The sequence below is a fragment of the Phenylobacterium sp. Root1290 genome, assembly GCF_001425305.1.
GTDB lineage: Bacteria > Pseudomonadota > Alphaproteobacteria > Caulobacterales > Caulobacteraceae > Phenylobacterium.
On sequence record NZ_LMEE01000004.1, the window covers coordinates 133347 to 151648 of the forward strand.

Annotated in this window: 16 protein-coding genes; 10 read left to right on the top strand and 6 right to left on the bottom strand. The window is 64.0% G+C overall.

Annotated elements, in window-relative coordinates:
* Positions 1 to 61 precede the first annotated feature (61 nt).
* The 3 genes from ASC79_RS18810 (at position 62) to ASC79_RS18825 (ending at position 2665) form a co-directional block, all read left to right on the top strand.
* Positions 62 to 826, top strand: coding sequence for a histidine phosphatase family protein (locus tag ASC79_RS18810; RefSeq protein WP_056026016.1), 765 nt, complete (start codon positions 62 to 64; stop codon positions 824 to 826).
* Entirely contained in the window at positions 823 to 1716 is an 894-nt protein-coding gene (locus tag ASC79_RS18815; RefSeq protein WP_056026018.1) for an NAD(P)H-hydrate dehydratase, read from the top strand. Before ASC79_RS18810 ends, ASC79_RS18815 begins: the two co-directional genes overlap by 4 nt.
* Before the next feature lie 397 nt (positions 1717 to 2113).
* Entirely contained in the window at positions 2114 to 2665 is a 552-nt protein-coding gene (locus tag ASC79_RS18825) for an isochorismatase family cysteine hydrolase (protein WP_200937243.1), read from the top strand.
* Between the two features lie 1052 nt (positions 2666 to 3717).
* Here the strand turns inward: ASC79_RS18825 and ASC79_RS18835 are convergent.
* Positions 3718 to 4491, bottom strand: coding sequence for an SOS response-associated peptidase family protein (locus ASC79_RS18835; protein ID WP_056026025.1), 774 nt, complete (start codon positions 4489 to 4491; stop codon positions 3718 to 3720).
* A gap of 499 nt (positions 4492 to 4990) precedes the next feature.
* Here ASC79_RS18835 and ASC79_RS18840 point away from each other — a divergent pair, with 499 nt between their 5' ends.
* Both ASC79_RS18840 and ASC79_RS18845 read left to right on the top strand, forming a co-directional pair.
* Positions 4991 to 5227, top strand: a complete 237-nt coding sequence (locus ASC79_RS18840; protein ID WP_056026027.1) for a hypothetical protein — start codon at positions 4991 to 4993, stop codon at positions 5225 to 5227.
* Between the two features lie 37 nt (positions 5228 to 5264).
* Positions 5265 to 5462, top strand: a complete 198-nt coding sequence (locus tag ASC79_RS18845) for a DUF3606 domain-containing protein (protein ID WP_056026029.1) — start codon at positions 5265 to 5267, stop codon at positions 5460 to 5462.
* Here ASC79_RS18845 and ASC79_RS18850 read toward each other — a convergent pair.
* The 3 genes from ASC79_RS18850 to ASC79_RS18860 form a co-directional block, all read right to left on the bottom strand.
* Entirely contained in the window at positions 5459 to 5821 is a 363-nt protein-coding gene (locus ASC79_RS18850) for a helix-turn-helix domain-containing protein (protein WP_056026031.1), read from the bottom strand. The genes ASC79_RS18845 and ASC79_RS18850 overlap by 4 nt on opposite strands.
* 159 nt (positions 5822 to 5980) lie before the next feature.
* Positions 5981 to 8161, bottom strand: coding sequence for a Mur ligase family protein (locus ASC79_RS18855; RefSeq protein ID WP_082532254.1), 2181 nt, complete (start codon positions 8159 to 8161; stop codon positions 5981 to 5983).
* 136 nt (positions 8162 to 8297) lie between these two features.
* Positions 8298 to 10460 carry a family 1 glycosylhydrolase gene (locus ASC79_RS18860; RefSeq protein WP_056026035.1) on the bottom strand — a complete coding sequence of 721 codons (2163 nt, stop codon included), beginning with the start codon at positions 10458 to 10460 and terminating at the stop codon, positions 8298 to 8300.
* A gap of 168 nt (positions 10461 to 10628) precedes the next feature.
* Here ASC79_RS18860 and galE point away from each other — a divergent pair, with 168 nt between their 5' ends.
* Genes galE through ASC79_RS18875 form a run of 3 tightly spaced genes read left to right on the top strand, consistent with a single transcriptional unit; the run spans position 10629 to position 14371 of the window.
* The gene (gene galE, locus ASC79_RS18865) at positions 10629 to 11639 is read left to right on the top strand and encodes a UDP-glucose 4-epimerase GalE (RefSeq protein WP_235528879.1); all 1011 of its coding nucleotides are present in this window, start codon (positions 10629 to 10631) and stop codon (positions 11637 to 11639) included.
* Positions 11575 to 14109 carry a UDP-galactopyranose mutase gene (gene glf, locus ASC79_RS18870; protein WP_235528827.1) on the top strand — a complete coding sequence of 845 codons (2535 nt, stop codon included), beginning with the start codon at positions 11575 to 11577 and terminating at the stop codon, positions 14107 to 14109. The genes galE and glf overlap by 65 nt, the downstream gene beginning before the upstream one ends.
* On the top strand, positions 14102 to 14371 hold the full coding sequence (locus ASC79_RS18875) for a hypothetical protein (RefSeq protein WP_056026041.1): 270 nt from the start codon (positions 14102 to 14104) through the stop codon (positions 14369 to 14371). The genes glf and ASC79_RS18875 overlap by 8 nt, the downstream gene beginning before the upstream one ends.
* Here ASC79_RS18875 and ASC79_RS18880 read toward each other — a convergent pair.
* Both ASC79_RS18880 and ASC79_RS18885 read right to left on the bottom strand, forming a co-directional pair.
* Positions 14368 to 15915 carry an MFS transporter gene (locus ASC79_RS18880; RefSeq protein ID WP_082532255.1) on the bottom strand — a complete coding sequence of 516 codons (1548 nt, stop codon included), beginning with the start codon at positions 15913 to 15915 and terminating at the stop codon, positions 14368 to 14370. The two genes, ASC79_RS18875 and ASC79_RS18880, sit on opposite strands and share 4 nt — an antisense overlap.
* Positions 15916 to 15983: 68 nt before the next feature.
* On the bottom strand, positions 15984 to 16631 hold the full coding sequence (locus ASC79_RS18885) for a hemerythrin domain-containing protein (protein WP_235528828.1): 648 nt from the start codon (positions 16629 to 16631) through the stop codon (positions 15984 to 15986).
* A 701-nt stretch (positions 16632 to 17332) separates the two neighbouring features.
* On the opposite strand from ASC79_RS18885, the gene ASC79_RS18890 reads away from it, so the two are divergent.
* Together ASC79_RS18890 and ASC79_RS18895 are read left to right on the top strand one after the other, a co-directional pair.
* Positions 17333 to 17821 carry a helix-turn-helix domain-containing protein gene (locus ASC79_RS18890; protein ID WP_082532256.1) on the top strand — a complete coding sequence of 163 codons (489 nt, stop codon included), beginning with the start codon at positions 17333 to 17335 and terminating at the stop codon, positions 17819 to 17821.
* 188 nt (positions 17822 to 18009) lie between these two features.
* Complete coding sequence (locus tag ASC79_RS18895; RefSeq protein WP_200937244.1) at positions 18010 to 18270, top strand: helix-turn-helix transcriptional regulator; 261 nt, start codon at positions 18010 to 18012, stop codon at positions 18268 to 18270.
* Positions 18271 to 18302: the final 32 nt, after the last annotated feature.

Below are 18302 nucleotides of genomic sequence, written 5' to 3' on the forward strand. Positions count from 1 at the left end.
GACTGCAGTGAAAGACGAGCAGCGCCTGGAGCGTTCTGCGCGGAGCGGCGTTGGCTGATCCATGCAGTCAAGGTGGCCTAGAAGACTTTGGATCGTCCGGCACGGCGAGAGCGCCGGGAACGTCGCGCGCGACGAGGCGCACGCCGCGGGACTTTCACGTATCGCGATAGAGGAGCGCGACGTCGACGTTCCGCTAAGCGTTCGAGGCGCTGATCAAGCTAAGGCGCTTGGAGGGTGGTTCTCGCAATTGCCCCCGAATGAGCGGCCAAGTGTGGTGCTCACTTCCCCTTACCTGCGCGCGCGCCACACTGCGGAACTGATTGAACTTGCGGGCGGGCTTTGCGCAGGCGGTTGCGAACGTGCCGTCGACGAAAGATTGCGCGAGCGCGAGTTCGGCGTTCTGGATCGACTGACATCGGGGGGCATCCTCAAGCTCTTCCCTGAACAGGCGGAGGCGCGCCGCATCATGGGGAAATTCTATCACCGTCCGCCGGGGGGCGAGAGCTGGTGTGATGTCATCCTCAGACTGCGCAGCGCGCTCGATACGATTAGCCTTCACCACGCCGAACGCAACGTTCTGATCGTCGGTCACCAAGTGGTCGTACTTTGCCTGCGGTACTTGATCGAGAACCTCAGCGAAGCCGAGGTGCTCGACATCGACAGCACTGGAGACGTGGTCAACTGCGGCGTGACCGAATACGTTTTTGACCGCGGCGTCGGATCGGACGGCGCGCTCCGTCTCGTCCGCTACAACTTCGCCGCTCCGCTTCAAGAAGCGGGCGTGACCCTGACCACAGCTCCCGATCAACCCGTGGCGGCGCGGTGAGCGATCCCTCGGAACTCACCCTCGCGCGGCTGGCCGCATTCCCGTTGCCGCCGCTTCCGGCTGAGACCGACAAAAACGAGCGCGGCCGTGTTCTGGTGGTCGGCGGCGGCGCCTGGGGACCTGGCGCTCCGTTGCTCAGCGCACTTGCGGCGCTGAGAGCCGGCGCAGGCAAGGTGCAAATAGCTGCCGCCCAGCAGAACGCCGCGCATCTGGCGATCGCCATTCCCGAGGCCGCCGTGGTTACAGCCGCCGCGACCGAGGATGGCGAGTTCAAAATGGAAGCAGCAGCGCTGCTCGCGCCCCTGGCCGCCCGCGCACACGCGGTTCTTGTCGGCCCCGGAATGCTCGACGACCAGATCGGAGCACGGCTCGCACTCGCTCTGGCTCGCGAGGGCGAGAGCGCCCTGGTTCTTGACGCCGGCGCGCTGACCGCGCTTCCGCTTGATCAGCCGTTCGGCCCGCAGAGCAGATCGATTGTCGTTACGCCCCACGCCGGGGAGATGGCGGCGCTGCTCGGGCGTGAGAAGGGCCTGATCGAGGCGGACCCACTCGGCGCGGCGCGCGAAGCGGCCGCCCGGCTAGGCGCCGTAGTGGCGATGAAGGGTGGGACGACGTTTATCGTGACGCCCGATGGCGACGCTTTGCGCCATGAAGGAGGCGCGGTGGGTCTGGCGACTTCCGGATCGGGCGACGTGCTTGCCGGCGTCATCGCCGGACTATTGGCGCGCGGCGCCTCCCCCCTCACCGCAGCGGCATGGGGGGTTTGCGTGCACGGGGCGGCAGGCCGCCGGCTCTCCAAAAGCATTGCACCGGTGGGATTCTTCGCCCGCGAACTCCTGTGTGAGATTCCCGGCCTTATCGCCGATCCCCTGAGCGGCGGCGTGGATTAGGTGTCGCACTTGCCATTTGTGTAGCAGCGCCCGGAACAAGGCTTCGGGCGCATCGTTGCAAAGGCCCGAGACTGCGTCTCGACCTGTCCGATGGCGAAGACCTTATGACGTTCCATTCTGATCACCCGTCTTCGACTTCGGACGGTGACGACTTCTGGCTTCTGGTTCTGGGCCCCGACTCAAAGACCCTGGGACGTACGCGGCTCAATTGCGCCGACGCCTGTGAAGCGGTCGTGACGGCATGCGTCACGCAAAGTCCTTTCGGTCATGAGCTGTGGTCTAGCAGCGGCTTCATCGGGCGCTTCGAGATGGCGCTGTCGGCGAGCGACCCCAAGCAATTCGGCTCCTGACCATGAAAGACCCGCCTCATGCGTTTTCCGGCCGCCAGGGGGCGGCCTTGCTGATCATCGACATGATCAACGACTTGGACTTCCCTGGCGGAGGGAGCCTCCTTCCGAAGGCATTGGCCGCGGGAGAGTCGATCTTGCGTCTACGCGAACAGGCCGACAGGCTCGCCATGCCGGTCGTCTACGTTAACGACAACTACGGCCATTGGCGCAGCGAGCGATCGAGCATTATCGAGGCCTGCCGGGAGACAAGCCATGGCCGCGCGCTGGTGGAACAAATGGCTCCAAGGGACACTGACTATTTCGTCGTCAAGCCGCAGTTCTCGGGCTTCTACGCGACCACGCTGCAGGTCCTGCTGCCAAAGCTCGGCGTCAGCCGTCTGGTGCTGACTGGCATCGCCGCAGACATGTGCGTCCTGTTCACCGCCGCCGACGGCCACATGCGCGACTACAGTCTATGGACGCCGCACGATGCGGTGGCCAGTCTGTCGGATGAGCGGTGCGCGTGGGCGCTCGAAATCATGCGCGCCGGCATGGGAGCGGAGACCCGCCCCACGAGTGTCCTCACGCTAAGAGACTGGTGCAACGCCGACCCTAGGTAGGCCCCGCGATCACGCATCTGTGGATCGCCTGCCCGCGCCGCGATGGCTGCTTGACTTCAATGTTCCTTTTTTGTTCACGTCCACGACATGGAGCCGCTGCCCCCTCCCCGTCAAGCATCCCGACCGCCAGAGCCACGTCCTCACGGGGCGAAAGACGATGGCGGAACGCCTATTCGGTACGTCGCCTGGCTCCGCCCCCTGCGCCTCCTGGAAGAGGACGGCGGCGACATCCTCTGTTTTCAGATCCTGGGTCGCACGCCCGCTGAGTATGTCGAGGCAGCCAAGGTCGCGCCCTTTGAGGGAGACGGAGCGTGGTTTGAAATCGAGGGTGCGTGCGGGCTGGCTCAGATGACCTGGAATGTGCTTGGGCGGGTCGAGACCTCAGAGGTATGTCGTGGGCGCCCGCAACCCTGACCGCGTCCACATTTCGGAGTGGCGCAGCAAGGCCGAAACCATCTCGGACATGTGGAAGCACCGCTGGAGCGTCCGGTCGGTCTGCGAGGGATGCGGCGTTGAGCGACAGGAGAACCTCGACGCCATGATCCGGCTTCGCGGACCGGGGCTTGTTCTGTGGGACAAAACCGGCGTCTGTCAGCGCATCCTTCCGCACGGCGGCGCATGCAAAGGTCGGCTGTTTTTCAAGGGCAGCCCTCCCTCCGGCGCCGGGTACGACTTCCTCGGGTCGCGGCCGCGCGCCAAGCGGCCGGGATACGGGCCGCAATCGCGGGGTCAAGGCCGCCATGTCAAACCCGAGGATATCGAACCGAGGGCGGTAAGCGCGGCCAGGGGCCCTGGCCCTCCGGACCCAGAGTGATGACGAAGTACGAGACCCTCTCCAATTCGATGCACTCCCAAGACCGGTTGAAGGTGGCGTGCGCTTGCGGTCACACGTCTCACTTCAACCTCGGAGAGGCGCTCGCGCTGTTTGGCCAGGACGCCACGCCCTACGACATCCGCCGGCGTCTGAGGTGCCGCCGATGTCATGAGGTCGGCAAGGTGACCTTATCGATCTAAGGCGCCTGGTCAGTTCGGACCTCGTCTCGATGAAGCGCTCAAACTACGGGTTCAAGCCCTGCATCGTCCTTCTTCACGCCGCGCGCCACGATCTCCAGAGACCCGTCTGGCAGTGGTCGCTGGAGCGCCTTGGCCTCCGACCAGGGCGCGCGCATCCACACGTCGCGTTCTTCCTGCGTTGTGAGGATCACGGGCATGGCCTTGGAGTGAAAGGTCTTCACCGGCTCGGCGGACTCCGTCGTCAGGAATGCGAACGCCTCAATCTCCTCCCAGCCCTTTGACTTCATCCGAACGCAGGCGTGAGGCGTCCAGACGCCGGCGAAGAACGAGATCGGACGATCCTCGCCAAACGCGAACCAGATGTTCTGTCGCGTGCCTTCCCCGTCCTGGTCAGGTTCGGCGAAAGACGTGAAGGGCGCCAGGCAACGGTTCGCCGGGCTAAGCCAGGGCTCCCAATGCTTGTTGGTGCGGCCGGTCGCCGGGCTGGTCGTGTTGCGGATGTTGGTCGTGCCCTTGTCCGGCTCCATTTTCAGCAGTTCGGCGAAGGCCGCGTCATCGATGGTCTGGCCTTTCGCGCGTAGCTTGTCGGCCCGCTCCGAGGCGGCTTTGAACAGCGCCTGGCGCGAACTGGGCATGCCCCAGCGCACCATCGCCATCTCGGGTAAGCCATCGGCGCCATGTCGAATGATCGGCGCCTCGTAGTCCGGGTAGACGCCCGGCAGCGGCGGCAGATTGCCCGTCCGGTCGTTCATGTGGCGCACCAGCATGTTGATGGCCGCCTGCCCCTTCGTTAGCCCGTAGAGGTTACACATTGATCGCGCTCACCCTCCCCAACGCCGCGCGCGCCTCGCAAGCCAGCCGGTGCGCGAAGACACTCGGCGATCAAGCCCGCGTCGGCCGCTTGCTGATCTATTCTGGGCTGAGGTGACGGCGCCGCAGGCCGATCGTCAACGGAAGGTCGCGGCCCAGGACGATTCAAGCCCCGCCATCGCCCCCGACCGATGCAACGGTCGGGCGAGCGGTTTCGAGCGCCTCATGAATGTCCCCGCCCCTGACTGGGCTCGTTAGGAGCGGGGCATTCCAGGGGTCGCCAGGAAGGTCCTGGCTGTTTCCAAACTCATCGCCGATCAGGGTGTTCCCCCACTAGGTCGGTCCCGTGTGCGAATAATCGCAACGCCCCTTGTCGTTCCCACAAAGTCGCCGAAAGAGCGACGCACTGGACACTGTGCGGGAATTTTTCCCCGCCAAACCGAAGGCTCCGGAACCATCCCTCGCGTCAGGAATCCTGACGGGTTGAGAAAGGATCACCGGATGCTCAACCCGAAATTCGGCTATGTCGGTCGTCGTGCGGGAGCCAAGCTGAGGGTCGAGGCTATCCACTATTATCGGTGCCCCGCCTGCCGCCAGCTCGTCGACAAGCGCGACCTTGCAGCGGTCTATCACCATGAGGGTTCAGGCCACCTGCCTCTTCCCGTCGAGGAAAGCGCTCGCCTCGATCGTATCGGCACGATGCTCGATGCATTGCTGACGGAACGCGATCAGAGCTGAGGCGCTCTTCCGCAGATGAGGACCACGGAGAGCGACCATGCGACCCGACGAGCCGAAGTCATTCGATCCCCACGAGCCCATCGATTTACGGAACCCCGCCAAGGTCAGGGAAATGACTGAGAAACTTGACTGTTCCGAAGACGATCTCGTGGAGGCCGTTGAACGGGTCGGCCCCCAGCCGGTCGCGGTGGCGATTTTTCTTGGTAGGTCGAACGCACTGGAGATCGGAGCCTAGCGTTCTTCACCGGCTAGCAATTTCAACATCTGCAGCGCTCGCCGAGTTTCCGGGGGCGCCATCCTATCTAGAATCCTCAGCGCTTCGGCGACATCGCGTGACCTCAACACGACTGCGCCCTCAGCGGTGTGTTGATTGTCAGGGAGCAGCGCCATGGGGCTGACGCCGAGCCGCTCGGCGAGACGGCAGACCATCACGGCGCTGATCCTAGCTTCACCGCGCTCGTACTTTTGAATTTGTTGGAAGCTAATGGAGCCGGCCTCCGCCAGAACCTGTTGAGAAAGGCCGCATTTCAATCGGACCGCGCGCAAGCGCCGTCCGATTTCGAGGCCAATCTCGTCCTGCGTTGGGCCAGCCATTGCGTCCTCGCGCCGAAAAGAGAGATCTGGATACGCGCGGAAGCAAAAAAGGACCCCGACTGGCCTCGATATCCGGCGCTCCGCCAGATTTCGCGCCCTGGCTAGACTCCCCCCGGCGCGTCGCCAGATTCTAAAGGGTTCGCCACCGCTGGCGCTTGTTCAAAAGCTGGGCAGATCGCCGGCGCTGGAGGGAATTTTCTCTTGGAAGGCGGTGACCCGTTCAAGCCCTCGCCGGATATCCCTCACCGACACGTTCAAGCCGGCGCAAATTGCGACGGCCGCCATGGTGTTCAAGACATCGAACCGGTGAGAGGCGTCGTCAGCAGCGCCGATAGCGCTGGCCGCGATGATCGGTCTGGCTGCACGATGTCTGTGGAGAACGATCACGCCGCCTGGTAGGCCTGGTTCAAGGACAACCGCCATACCTCCACTAAGGATGTGCTGGTGCAAGGTCCCGGGCAGCTCCGCGCCGCCGCGGCTAGAGAAGAACGCGACTGCGCCGCGGGCGTGACGAGACATGCCCAGGGCGTGAGGGTCGTCCGCGTTTAGAACGCTCACGCCGCCTCGGCGGACGCTCTCGACGACAACGGATTGGACCGCAGCATATGAGAGGGTCTCGGCGCCCCCGCCCCCCACGTGACCGGCCAGGATGTTGAGGACGACGCCGACATCGCAGGCTCGAAAGGCGAGACCTTCACGCGCGATGCCATCGTACGTGGTCTCCAGCACCGCAATCTCAGTGCAAGGATGTTCCAGTACGGCGCTAGCGCCGCGAAAGCCGCCGGCGTCTCCGGACCACAGGCGTCGCTCACCAATATAGACCCCGCTGGTGTCGGCTCGGCCAACGCGCCGCCCGACCTGCTGCAGGATCTGTGCGACCAGTCGGGCCGTGCTGGACTTGCCGCTCGTGCCCGTAATCGACACGATCGGGATGCGGCTGGCGGCCGCAGAAGGAAACAGCATGTCAATGACGGGAGCGGCAAGGCTGCGGGCCATGCCTGGCAGGGCCTCCCCTCGCATTTCCAGAGCCGGTGAAGGTTCCACCGCGACGATCCCGCCGCCCGTTACATCCACGCTAATGGAGATGTCAGGAGCGATGAAGTCGACGCCGGCGACATCGAGCCCGATCGCGATGGCGGCTTGGCAGGCATATTCCGCGTTCTGCGGATGAATTTCATTCAGGAGGTCCTTCGCGCCGTGGAAGGAAGGATCAGCGCCAGTCGCAGGAGCGAAAGCCTCGCTGCTCGGAGGGGAAGCTGACCGCTCATCACTCTGAGCGACGTCAGCCGTCAACTGCGCCCCGACGGGGCGCTCGCTGACGTCCACGACCTCCCCGTTCACGACAACTATGCGGTAGGCGTGTCCGGGGAGTTGCTGTTCGACGAGGACTAAGCCGCCGCGATCGGTCCATGCTTTCTCATAGGCCCGCTTGATGGCCTCAGGGTCCCGAAGGCCGCTCGCCACGCGTCCCAAACCATCCGCCGCCCTTACGACCAGGGGGCCGCGCAGACTGGCGGCGACCCGCAGCGCTTCCTGCGCGTCATGCGCCACTGCGCCCTGAGGGGTCGGCAGACCCATATCCGCCAGCAGCGCCTTCGTCAGCATCAAGTCCGACGCTGTTTCAACTGCGATATGAGACGTTCGGCTCGGCAAACTGCCTCGCAGTCGGGCCTGCGCGGCGCCGTGGCCCAAGATGAGGAGCTTCTGCCTGTCCAGCTGCTTAACAGGAATGCCCCGGCGCATGGCTTCGCGCGACAAGACCTTGGCGGTGGCTCCTGGTGCGTGGATCTGCGACGTATGATGGACGCTCTTTATGGCGTGTCCGACGTCCACAGGGCCTAGTTGCGCGCCGAGGCGATTGAGGCCAGCCACGCCGCGCAACCTCGACGGCAACATGCTGTCCACCAGCGCCAAGGCGTAGGCGCCCGCCAGCAATCCGGCTTTCTCCACCTCGTAAGCGTAGAGAATGTTGTAGACGCCAGGCTGACCCCTGACGGATCGCGTCTTTCCCCGCATCAGCGCAGACCCCGCCCGCGCCTGGATTTCCAGGGCGACGTGTTCAACCACATGCCCGAGCCAGACGCCTTGCACGAGCCGCTCAAGGAAGCTTTGCTGCCGGCCGGCCGCATGCTCCGCTAAACCCGGCAGAGCTTCGAGCAAGCGATCCACAAACCCGTCAATCTGATTGGTCGGATGAGTCTCCAGGTCTCCGAGAGAGACCTGGAGCCTAATCATCGGGATGGCGCTGTAGAGATGAGGGCCGCGATAGACGGCGACTTGGCGGACTCGCAGCGGGCGGCGTACGCCCAGGTCGGAGGAAGACGGAGTGAGACCAGACATGACGCTCCTGACGTAAGACTTAAAGGATGGGCGCGGGCCCTTTGTTTGGCGCCCGAGCGCCAAGCCCCATCGCGGGGCCTTTGGCGCGAAAAGCTTTGACGGTGGGCCGCGGACTTCCTCCTCCTCCTCCTGCGAGCTAAGCCAAGGATCGGGCCATACGCTTCACCGCGTCGTCGACTGTGGGCATCATGAGACCACGTTCGCTGACGAGCGCCGAGCAGGCGGGCCGCGCCGCGGGCCACGCAAAATGAGCGGCCGGAGCGCCTTCGATCAGATCCACTGGGAGATCGAACGCACGGGCCAGTCGCCTGGCGAAGTCCGCCCACGACGTCTCTCCCCGGTTGGCGAGATGCCAGAGGCCGCTCGCATCATCGATCAGAAGATCAAGCGTCGCTCGCACGAGATCAGGCACGTAGGTCGGCGTAACGACCAGATCGTCGGCCGCCATGACAGTCCGGCCGCTTTTGAGCTGCTCACGCACCGCCCAAGCAAAGTTGTGCGGATCGTGCGCTGAAAAGAACGCAGAGGTCCTGATCATGAGTGTTTGGTCCACACTCAGCACCAGTTCCTCCGCGCGAGCTTTGGAGGCGCCGTAGACACTCAAGGGACTTGGGACGTCTGCCTCTGAGTAGGGTCGGCCCAGAACGCCGTCGAAGACGAGGGCGCTGGAGAAGCCGACGAATGAGGCTTCATATCGAGCGCTCGCCCGGGCGAGCCGTCCTGCACCTTCTGCGTTGGCCGCCAGGCAGGCCTCCGCAGCCTGCTCGGCGTCGTCAACGCGAACCCAACCAGCGGCGTTGACGACCGCCCAGGGTCGGTGGCGAGACAAGGCCTGCTCGACCATCTCCTCGCAACCGAGGTCCAGTTCAGCGCGACTGGTCAATACGTAGTCGAGCCCACGGGCCTCGCAGGCTCTGGCCACGGCCCTGCCGAGGGTGCCCGTGGCGCCGGTTATGAGGATCGGCCGGGCTCGATGCGACGCACCACGCGAGCCGGCGCGCGATACAAACGGCTCGCAGGCTCCGACAGGCGGATGTTCCAGCCGCACGTCTCGTCGCCACCAGCCGGCTCCGTGCGCGGCTGGGGGGCGCTCTGTGCCGCTCACGAGATTGGCCAGCAACTTCGCCATGCCGGTGGCGCGAGGCGCAGGTCCCCCAAGGTCGAAGACGCCCGGCTCGTAGCTGCCCTGCTGGACCGTCAGCAGACTGTTCCAGTCATAGGAGCCCAGCAGCGACCAGGCGGTCACCGCCTCTATGGGGAGCCCCTCGGTCCGGAGTTTCTCTGCAGTGTCCCAGGCCTCGGCGAACCAGCGCATCTGTTCTTCGCGGGTGCAGCCGTTGTGGCACTCGGTGATGGCGAGGCTGCGCCCATATCGATCGGTCGCTTCGCGCAACACGCCCTCAAGCCCAGGCGGCGGCGGGCTCATCACCCGCACGGCCTCCACATCCGCATAGGCCCGGTCGAGGTTTCCCCCTTGCGCGACCAATGGATATTCCGAGAGCCGATGGTCGAGGAAACGATCACTGGTGAGGTAGTGGTTGAGGCCAAGAACATCGGGCGCACAAGGTGCGTTCGCGATCGCCTCAAGCCTTGGGCCAAGGCCATATGCGCAAAGGCGTGCGTGGAGGCGATGGCCATCGACCACTCTCCCAAAGAGCAGATCCCAGGTCATCCAGCGCCGGGCGTTGTCGTAATCGGCCTGATATTGCAAAGGCGCGGTGGCGTAGGTCCGCCCGATGTCCTCGGTTTGGATTAGCCGGGCCGCTGGATTGACGCGGCGAATCTCATGCATCGCCAGTCGAACCGCATCGACTTGATTAAGGAGCGCGCGCCAAAAGGCGCCCTCCTCCGCAAGATGCGGATACCAATGTCCATAAAGACAAGAGAAGCGAGCCGTTGTCAGAGGCTCATTGACCGGCGTCCAATCCTCCACGTGCGGATAGCGCTCGGCGACGCGCCGGGCGAAGGCGGCGAGACCGGGTGCGAAGCTATCGTCAAGCAGGTGCGTGTAGGCGGGTCCACCGCCATGATGAACCAAGCCGACGATTGGCTTGACGCCAAGCTCGCCGAGCCGCGCCAGCCGCGCGTCACTCCAGCTAAAATCCAGTTGGTTTGCGCTCTCCGGCGCAACGCGCTCCCAAAGAACGGGATAGCGGAGCCGGTTCAGGCCCAGCTCTGCGAACCGGTCCAGGTCTTCGATCCGATCGTGGTGACCGCTACGCAAGGTCTGATCGTAGAAGGCCTCGCCCACCCGATTGACCGTGCATTCGTGCCCGCCCCAAAGTTCGAGCGCTGACATTCAGGTAGCCTCGCGACGCAACGTCCCCACAAGTCGCCGGCGCACCGATCGTTCCATTAACAACAAATGATAAGTTATTGAATTAACTTATGTTTGTAATCTCCTTGCGCAGGAACCAATACCTCTTCCGTGTCTTTCGGGCTCATGACAGCGCACGATGGCGACAGGGTGTTGGTGGTCGGCGGAGCCGGCTACATTGGTTCTCACACCGCCAAGGCCCTAGCGGCCCGCGGCTACCGGCCGATCGTCTTCGACAACCTGTCTTCCGGGCACCGCGCCGCCGTGCGATGGGGGCCCCTCCTCCATGGCGACATTCGCGACGAGCGCGCGCTGCGCGAAGCGATGAGCACTCACGAGGTCACCGCCGTCATTCATTTCGCCAGCCTCATCGAGGTCGGACGTTCGATGACGCGGCCAGACCTGTTCTATGACCATAATGTGGGCGGCACCGCGCGTTTGCTCGACGCCATGAGAGCTTGCGGGGTTCCCCGCCTCGTCTTCTCTTCGTCTGCGGCGGTCTATGGCGCACCTGGCGCGGGTTCAGTCGGCTCGACGCTGAGCGAGGGCGCCTCGAAGGATCCAGCCAGTCCCTATGGCGACACCAAGCTCGCATGCGAGCGAATGATCGCCGCCTACGCACGAGCCTTTGGGATCAGCGCGGTCGCATTGCGCTACTTCAACGCCGCTGGCGCCGACGCCTCGGCGGTGATTGGCGAGGCGCACGAACCTGAGACGCATCTGATCCCTCTGGCGATCGAGGCCGCGCTTGGACTTGGCGCGCCCCTGACAGTTTTTGGGACCGACTTTCCCACGCCGGACGGCACCTGCCTGCGCGACTATATTCATGTGTCGGATCTCTCCAGCGCCCACTTGGCCGCCGTAGAAGCCGTTTTTGAGCCCGGTCGATTTGAGGCGCTTAACGTCGGCACAGGAGTCGGCCGCTCTGTTTTCGAAGTCATCGCGGCGATCGAGCGCGAGACCGGCGTCCCGACGCCTCGCAGCCTGGGCCTACGTCGGCCTGGCGATCCGGCGAGCCTGGTGGCGGCGCCCGAGCGAATAGCCAGCCTGCTGGGTTGGCGCGCGCAACAATCCGACCTGGAGACCATTGTGCGCGATGCGCTTCGCTGGCGTCGAAGCAATCGATTCGGAGCGGCCGATCAAAGCCGTGCTGCGGCGTAATGCACGCGGCGGCACTTCCACGCCTTCAACGCGCCGCCCAGGCGCCAGCTTAAAGGACGAGCGCATGGATACGATCCGTTTTGCATCGGCGGAGGGCGCGCGGTCCCTGTCGGAGTCGCCCTACATCGCCCCTCCACGCACTCTGATCTGTTTTTCCCACCTACGTTGGGATTTCGTGTTCCAGCGGCCGCAGCATCTGATGTCGCGCTTTGCGCGGACTGGAAGGGTCATTTTCTGGGAAGAACCTCTTTTTGGCCCCAGCAACGTCGAGCCCTCCCTGCACACACGCGTATGCGAGCGCACCGGCGTGATGCTCGCAACGCCGAACCTGCCGACAGGACTGGACGAAACCGCTCAGAACGGGGTCCTCAGAACTCTCCTTGACGGGGTCTTGGCCCATCAACCGGGCGAGCTAGTCCGCTGGTACTACACACCGATGATGCTGGCCTTCTCCCGCCATCTGGCGAGCATCTGCACGGTCTATGACTGCATGGATGAATTGTCGGCCTTCAAATTCTCTCCGCCTCAACTGCTTGAGCTGGAGAGCGAGCTACTGGCCTTGGCGGACGTGGTCTTCACCGGGGGCTACAGCCTCTACGAGGCCAAACAGTCCCGTCACGCCAACATCCACCCCTTCCCTTCCAGTGTCGATCGCCATCACTTCGCTCAGGCGCGCGGCGTCTTGCCTGAGCCTGATGATCAAGTCGCTGTGGCGCATCCAAGGCTCGGGTTCTACGGCGTCATCGACGAGCGCATGGACCTTGATCTGCTCGCCGCCGTGGCTGACGCACGCCCAGACTGGTCGCTGATGATGCTCGGTCCTGTGGTCAAAATAGACGAGGCCGACCTGCCGCGCCGGCCGAACATCCATTACCTCGGTGCGAAGACTTACGACCAGCTGCCGGCTTACCTTGCAGGCTGGGATGTGGCGCTCATGCCTTTCGCCATCAACGAGTCTACGCGTTTCATCAGTCCAACCAAGACGCCGGAGTATCTGGCAGGCGGCCGGCCGGTTGTCTCCACGCCGATCGCCGACGTCATGCGCCACTACGGCGACCTTGAAGGCGTGAAAGTCGCCGGCGCGCCTGAAGCATTTGTGCAGGCCTGCGAGGCGTTCCTGACGACAGGCCTCGGCGGCGCCTGGCAGGCGCAGGCCGACGATGCTCTTTCATCGCTTTCCTGGGACCACTCTTTTCAAGGCATGATGGATCACATCGTGCAGGCGATCGGAGCGAACCGGCAGAGCGCGCTCACCGGCGCCATTTTCGCCGCGAGCCGTCCCGCGATCCTCACCTCTTCTCGCCGCTCACCCTTCGAGCATCTTATCGTCGGCGCAGGCTTTGCCGGCGCGGTCCTGGCCGAGCGGCTGGCCCGGCGACTGGGGCGGCGCGTGCGGGTAATCGACAAGCGTCCTCACATCGGCGGCAACGCCTTCGATGAGATCGACGGCGCAGGCGTGCTGATGCACCGCTATGGGCCGCACATCTTCCATACCAACTCGGACGAAATCGTCCGGTACCTTTCGGCCTTCACCCGTTGGCGGCCGTACGAGCACCGCGTGCTCGCTGACCTTGGCGAGGGTCTGATCGTACCGATGCCGATCAACAGGACGACGCTGAACAAGCTCTACGGTCTCTCGCTTTCCACCGACGAGCAGGCGGAGGCTTTTCTCGCCAGCAAGGCGCAGCCCGTCTCACGTATTCGCACCTCGGAGGATGTCGTCGTCTCGAAAATAGGGCGAGATCTCTACGAACGGTTCTTCCAAGGGTACACCCGCAAACAGTGGGGACTAGACCCCTCCCAATTGGACAAGTCCGTCACCGCGCGTGTTCCGACGCGCACGAACGTCGATGATCGATATTTCACCGACAGCTTTCAAGCGATGCCTGCGGCTGGTTACACGCGCATGTTCGAGAACATGCTCGATCATCCTTTGATCACCGTCGAGACCGGCGTCGACTTCGGGGATGTTCGCGCGGAAGGCGCATACGACCACACCGTATTCACAGGACCGGTCGACGAATATTTCGATCACCGCTTCGGCCCTCTGCCCTATCGCAGTCTGTCCTTCCGGCACGTTTCGCTTGATCAGCCCTGGTTCCAGCCCGTCGGCACCGTGAACTACCCGAGCGAAGCCACCCCTTACACGCGCATCAGCGAATACAAACACATCACTGGTCAGGACCACCCGAAGACCACGATCACCTATGAATATCCCCAGGCTGACGGAGATCCCTATTATCCGATCCCGCGAGAGGAGAACCAGGTTCTCTACAAGCGTTACGAGGCGCTGGCGTTGGCTCAGCGCGATGTCACATTCGTCGGGCGGCTGGCGACCTATCGCTACTACAACATGGATCAGGTGATCGGGCAGGCGCTGACAGCCTTCCGCCGCATCGCCGCCAACGCCGAGAGGCCAGCGAGCTTCGAGCGGCGGGAGCCGGACTTGTTGGAGGCCGGCGATGTCTGACGCCGACGAGGTGCAGAACCTCACGCTTGAGCAGATGCTGTCGGAGACCCTTCTCGCCCTCTGTGGGCCAGAGGAGCTCTGCCAGCTTGGTGCGGAGGTCGATGTACTCGTGGCGAAGTACGCTGAACGTGGGGGCGCGCCGATGTCGGCGCTCGCCGAGATTCTCGCACAACAGCCGCCGGACATGCCGCCCCTGGCTCGTCAGCGCCTTCGGCTGTGGTCCGCGGTCCTGCAGAGGCGCGGCTTCGGCGACATGCCCTAGGGATCGTCATTTTGCGGCGACCCGTGTCTCCAGACGACTCGCGCTGCGCTGGCCTCGCGCCACATGGACTTGAACGCCTGCCGGCGCTGATTGAAGTCGATCAGTGATCCGCCTGGGAACGTGCTCAAGGCGCGCAGCCCCGCGACGGGGGAAGCATTGCGCAGGCCTTCCCTGGCCCGCAGGAAGGCCTCTTCAACCAGCCTTTGGCGGGGCACTTCGCCGGGCTCGTCAATCATGCTGAGCCGATGAAGCGCATATACGCCCATGAGCGCGGCGGCGAGAAAGTAGAAATCCCAGTTTGTCAGGCTGAAAGCGAAGACGGTGCGAAGGCCGGCGGGGTCGCGCCAGTGAACGTTGAGCCCCAGTTCGCGGGCGGCGAAGAAGTCGGCCCAGAGCCCTCCGATGACCGGGGCCACGCCCGCGGCCATGGCGCCCAGGAAGGCGCTGGCTGCCACGTAAGGGGTCGCCGCGCCCCGCGGCGCCAGCTTCATGGCGAGCGCGCTTGACGCCAGCCCGACGCCTGCGGCCGATGCGCCGAACACGATGTGCAGGGCGATCAGGTAGGCGCTTAAGGTCGCCCGGCTCTCGATCTGCGAGGCGACCACCATCGCTGCTATGCACGCAATAAAGACGGGGGCGGCGGCGCCGAGCGCTGTCTTGTTGGAAAAGCGGTCGCTGACGCGCCCCCAGGCGCGCAGCACGCCGATGTTGGCCGCCTGGCTGACCACTGTGAGGGTCATCACGAAAGCCATCCCAAAGCCGAGCTGCTGGAGGAAGTAAACGGTGAAGAACGGGGTGGCGAAGTTAACGGCGAACTGCCAGCTGGCCAGGAACATGATGAACCGCCTAAAATTGCGATCACGCAGCGGCTGACGCAGAAGCTTGCGCAGGTTGAGCCGCACTTCGAGCGGAGCCATCAGTTGCTCGGGGACCTGGGCCAGATGCCAGGTGGAGAACAGGCTCGCTAGAAATCCTCCGGCGTAGAGGGCGAAGAAGACCGGGCTTGGCCCGCCGTCGCCTGCGCGTTCGAGCGCCAGGCCGGCGAGGATGGTGCCCGCCAGGCCGATCGCCGTCGCCCAGATTGTCCGGTGCGCGAAGAACCGCCCCAGTCTGTCCTCGGGCACGAGGTCCCGGACCCAGGAGTTCCAACTACAGGCCGCCACGGCGTTGAAGGAGCAGTGGATGGTTTCGGCGAGGATCAGCAGGCCGAGCGCAAGGCCCTTGTCTGGAATCCAGGACAGCACAGCCATTATCGGCAGGGCGAGTCTGGCTACAAAAAGAGAGGCTACGCAGATGAGCCGGCGCCGACGCAGCCGCTCGACCAGAAGCACGGCGGGCGCCTGCAACAATTGCGTGAGAAGCGGGATGGCGGCGATGAATCCGACCACCTTGTTGGAAGCATCGAAGTAGAGCGCATAGGCCACGAGCACGACGCCGGAGTTCAACGCCCCGACCGCAGTCGCAAAAGCGGCGTCCCACATGAGGTGTTTTACGCCGCGATCGAGATCTCGCTCGCTTAGGGCTGCAGCCTCAGGATTGCGCATCGTCGGCCCAGCCTTGGCCCTCGCCCGATCTCAGCGGCCCGCCATCACGACGAACCCAATCGCGGCAGCTAGAGCGGAGGCCGTTCTGCGCCGGGTTCCTCGAAGGAGCGAATTTCATGCAGAGCCCCGGTGGGCAGCCGCTCAGCGCCGTCCACATAGCGCGCGTACTCCTCGGCGAACCGCCGGGTCAGGAAAGCCTGGTCGTCGTAGTCAGCCTTCAGGGCCAGGAACCAGGAGCCCTCTTCCTCGAACATGTGGTGGAGGACAGCTCCGCGAATATGCTCGACCTTGTCCAGCCAAGCTTGATCCGAAGGGTCGATGCGTTCCAACTCGGCCATCTGCATCTTCGCAGTGGTCTGTTCGGTATAGGCCAGCGCGGCGTGAGCCTTCTCGCCCGCCTTCGCAAGCGCGGGGTAGAGCACGACTTCCTCAGCCAGGGCATGTCCATTGAGAACGACGGCCAAGGCCATCATGGCTTGGGGCCGCGCTTGCGGCTTGGCCGTGCGACAGGCCTCAAATGCGCTCCTGATCTGGCCATGGTGATCCAGCGCCATGGATAGCCAGTCGCCCGGCGTGGCGGCTTGGCGGGCCTTCAATGTCGCCTCGGCACGCCGCTTTTCGCTCTCGGGAGGCGTGATCGCGCCCAAGACTTTGCCGACAATGGACATGTTCAGCTCTTTCGGTTGCTGCACCGAAAAGAGGCGTGTGAAGCCCAATGTTCCTCCTGCGCCGCTCCATCTGTCGGGTTTGCAAGCTTTCCCGGTCGGGCGGGTTTGACGGCCACATCAAAGGTTAAGTCCGCCCCTTGCCGGACCGGCGCAAAAACCGCTTGAGAGGCGCGGCCCGTCAGGGTCCAGAACGCCGGCATCTCCGGGAGGAGACTGGGCGGTTCCGAGGCCGCTGCCGCACGTTCTGGCTGATCCCGCAGAGCTCGTCGACGTTTCCGGTGATCAGTCCGAAAGGCGTCCAGCTGTCGTGGGGACGCCCCATATCCGCTGCGCCGCCGACCAGGGTCAACTGGCAGTAAGCCCGCGGCAAAAACGGTTCCGCCCGTGGCGAGTTGGCGCCTAGACGTCAACGCCCTGGACGTGGGAGCGCCAGATGTCCGCAGTGAAAACATGGGCCGAGAGCGCGCAAGACAGAGAATCTGGTTCTGAACGACCCGACCAATTTGGGCATGCAGTCTGAAAACAGATGCCAATAGATGGCGTGGACCGCGGTGATTACCAGTTCAAGCCTCAGCTTGACGGAAACCCCGCCAAAAACTGGCGGCTGACGAGCACATTTACACAAGTGCGGCATCCGGATTTCAGATTGATAATCGCCGCTGCAGGCCGCCATGATACTATCGTTTAAGGCGCGAAGCTCGGTGCGGCTCGCGCAGAGGTTTTAGCCAACGACCAGCAGCGGCGAGTGCATGTTTCCCCGATTTACTGACCGCACGACGCAGCGTCGCCTGCTCGGCGCCGCGTTTCGGACGATACGCAAACGGCGGGGCCTGGCGGTTCGGCAGACCGCACGCGCCATGGGCATGTCGCTCCGGTCCTACGAGCGCTTCGAGGCCGGCGACGGTGAGATCAAACTCGAGAAGCTGTTCCGGTTCGCGGTCGTGACTAACAGCGACCCCCTTGGCGTCGTGGTCGAAGTCTATCTGGGCGAGGCCGGCCTGGCGGACCAATGCGCCGATCACAAACCGCTGCTGATCAACGCCCTGGCGCTCAAGCGCTTTTGTGCGGCCTCTCCCGATGATCTACGGCTCATGGACCCCGTGACGCTCATCGATGCGTTCTCCCGAGCCTATGAGGACCTCGGAGATGTCGCCAAGAAACGGCGCGCTATCGCTGACGAGTGGCTCTCCGGGACGCCTCCTGACGCGGACCCCAAGGACGACGACGACGAAACGTAAGATCGCTGGCTGTCGGCGGCGCGCCCGGGCGCTGCCATTGCGATCGACTTCCCAACCGGAACGTCGACGACAGCGCTCCCGACCGCGCCGCCCCTACTGCAATTTCACTACGTGAAATCTGCGGAATTGCGTCCTCTCGGCGCGACAGTGAAGCTCGCGGGCGCCACTCCAGAACCAGGGAGCGCCAGATGATCCTTCTCAAAGACGCCGCTCCGCGGCTCGACGGCGTCCTCGCAGATCCGTCTCCGATCACTATCCGGCAACTGCAGTGCCTGGCCTGGGTCCAGGCCGGCAAAAGCTCGCACGATATCGCCGGCATCATCGGCATTTCGCATCGCACGGTCGAAGGGCATCTGGCGAAGATCTGCCTGCACCTGGGCGTGCGCACACGTTTCCAAGCCGTGCTGAGAGCGCTGGAACTTGGCCTGATCGGGAAGATCGACCCGTAAGTTTACCTGCCCTGAGCAGGTAGCCTTACGCA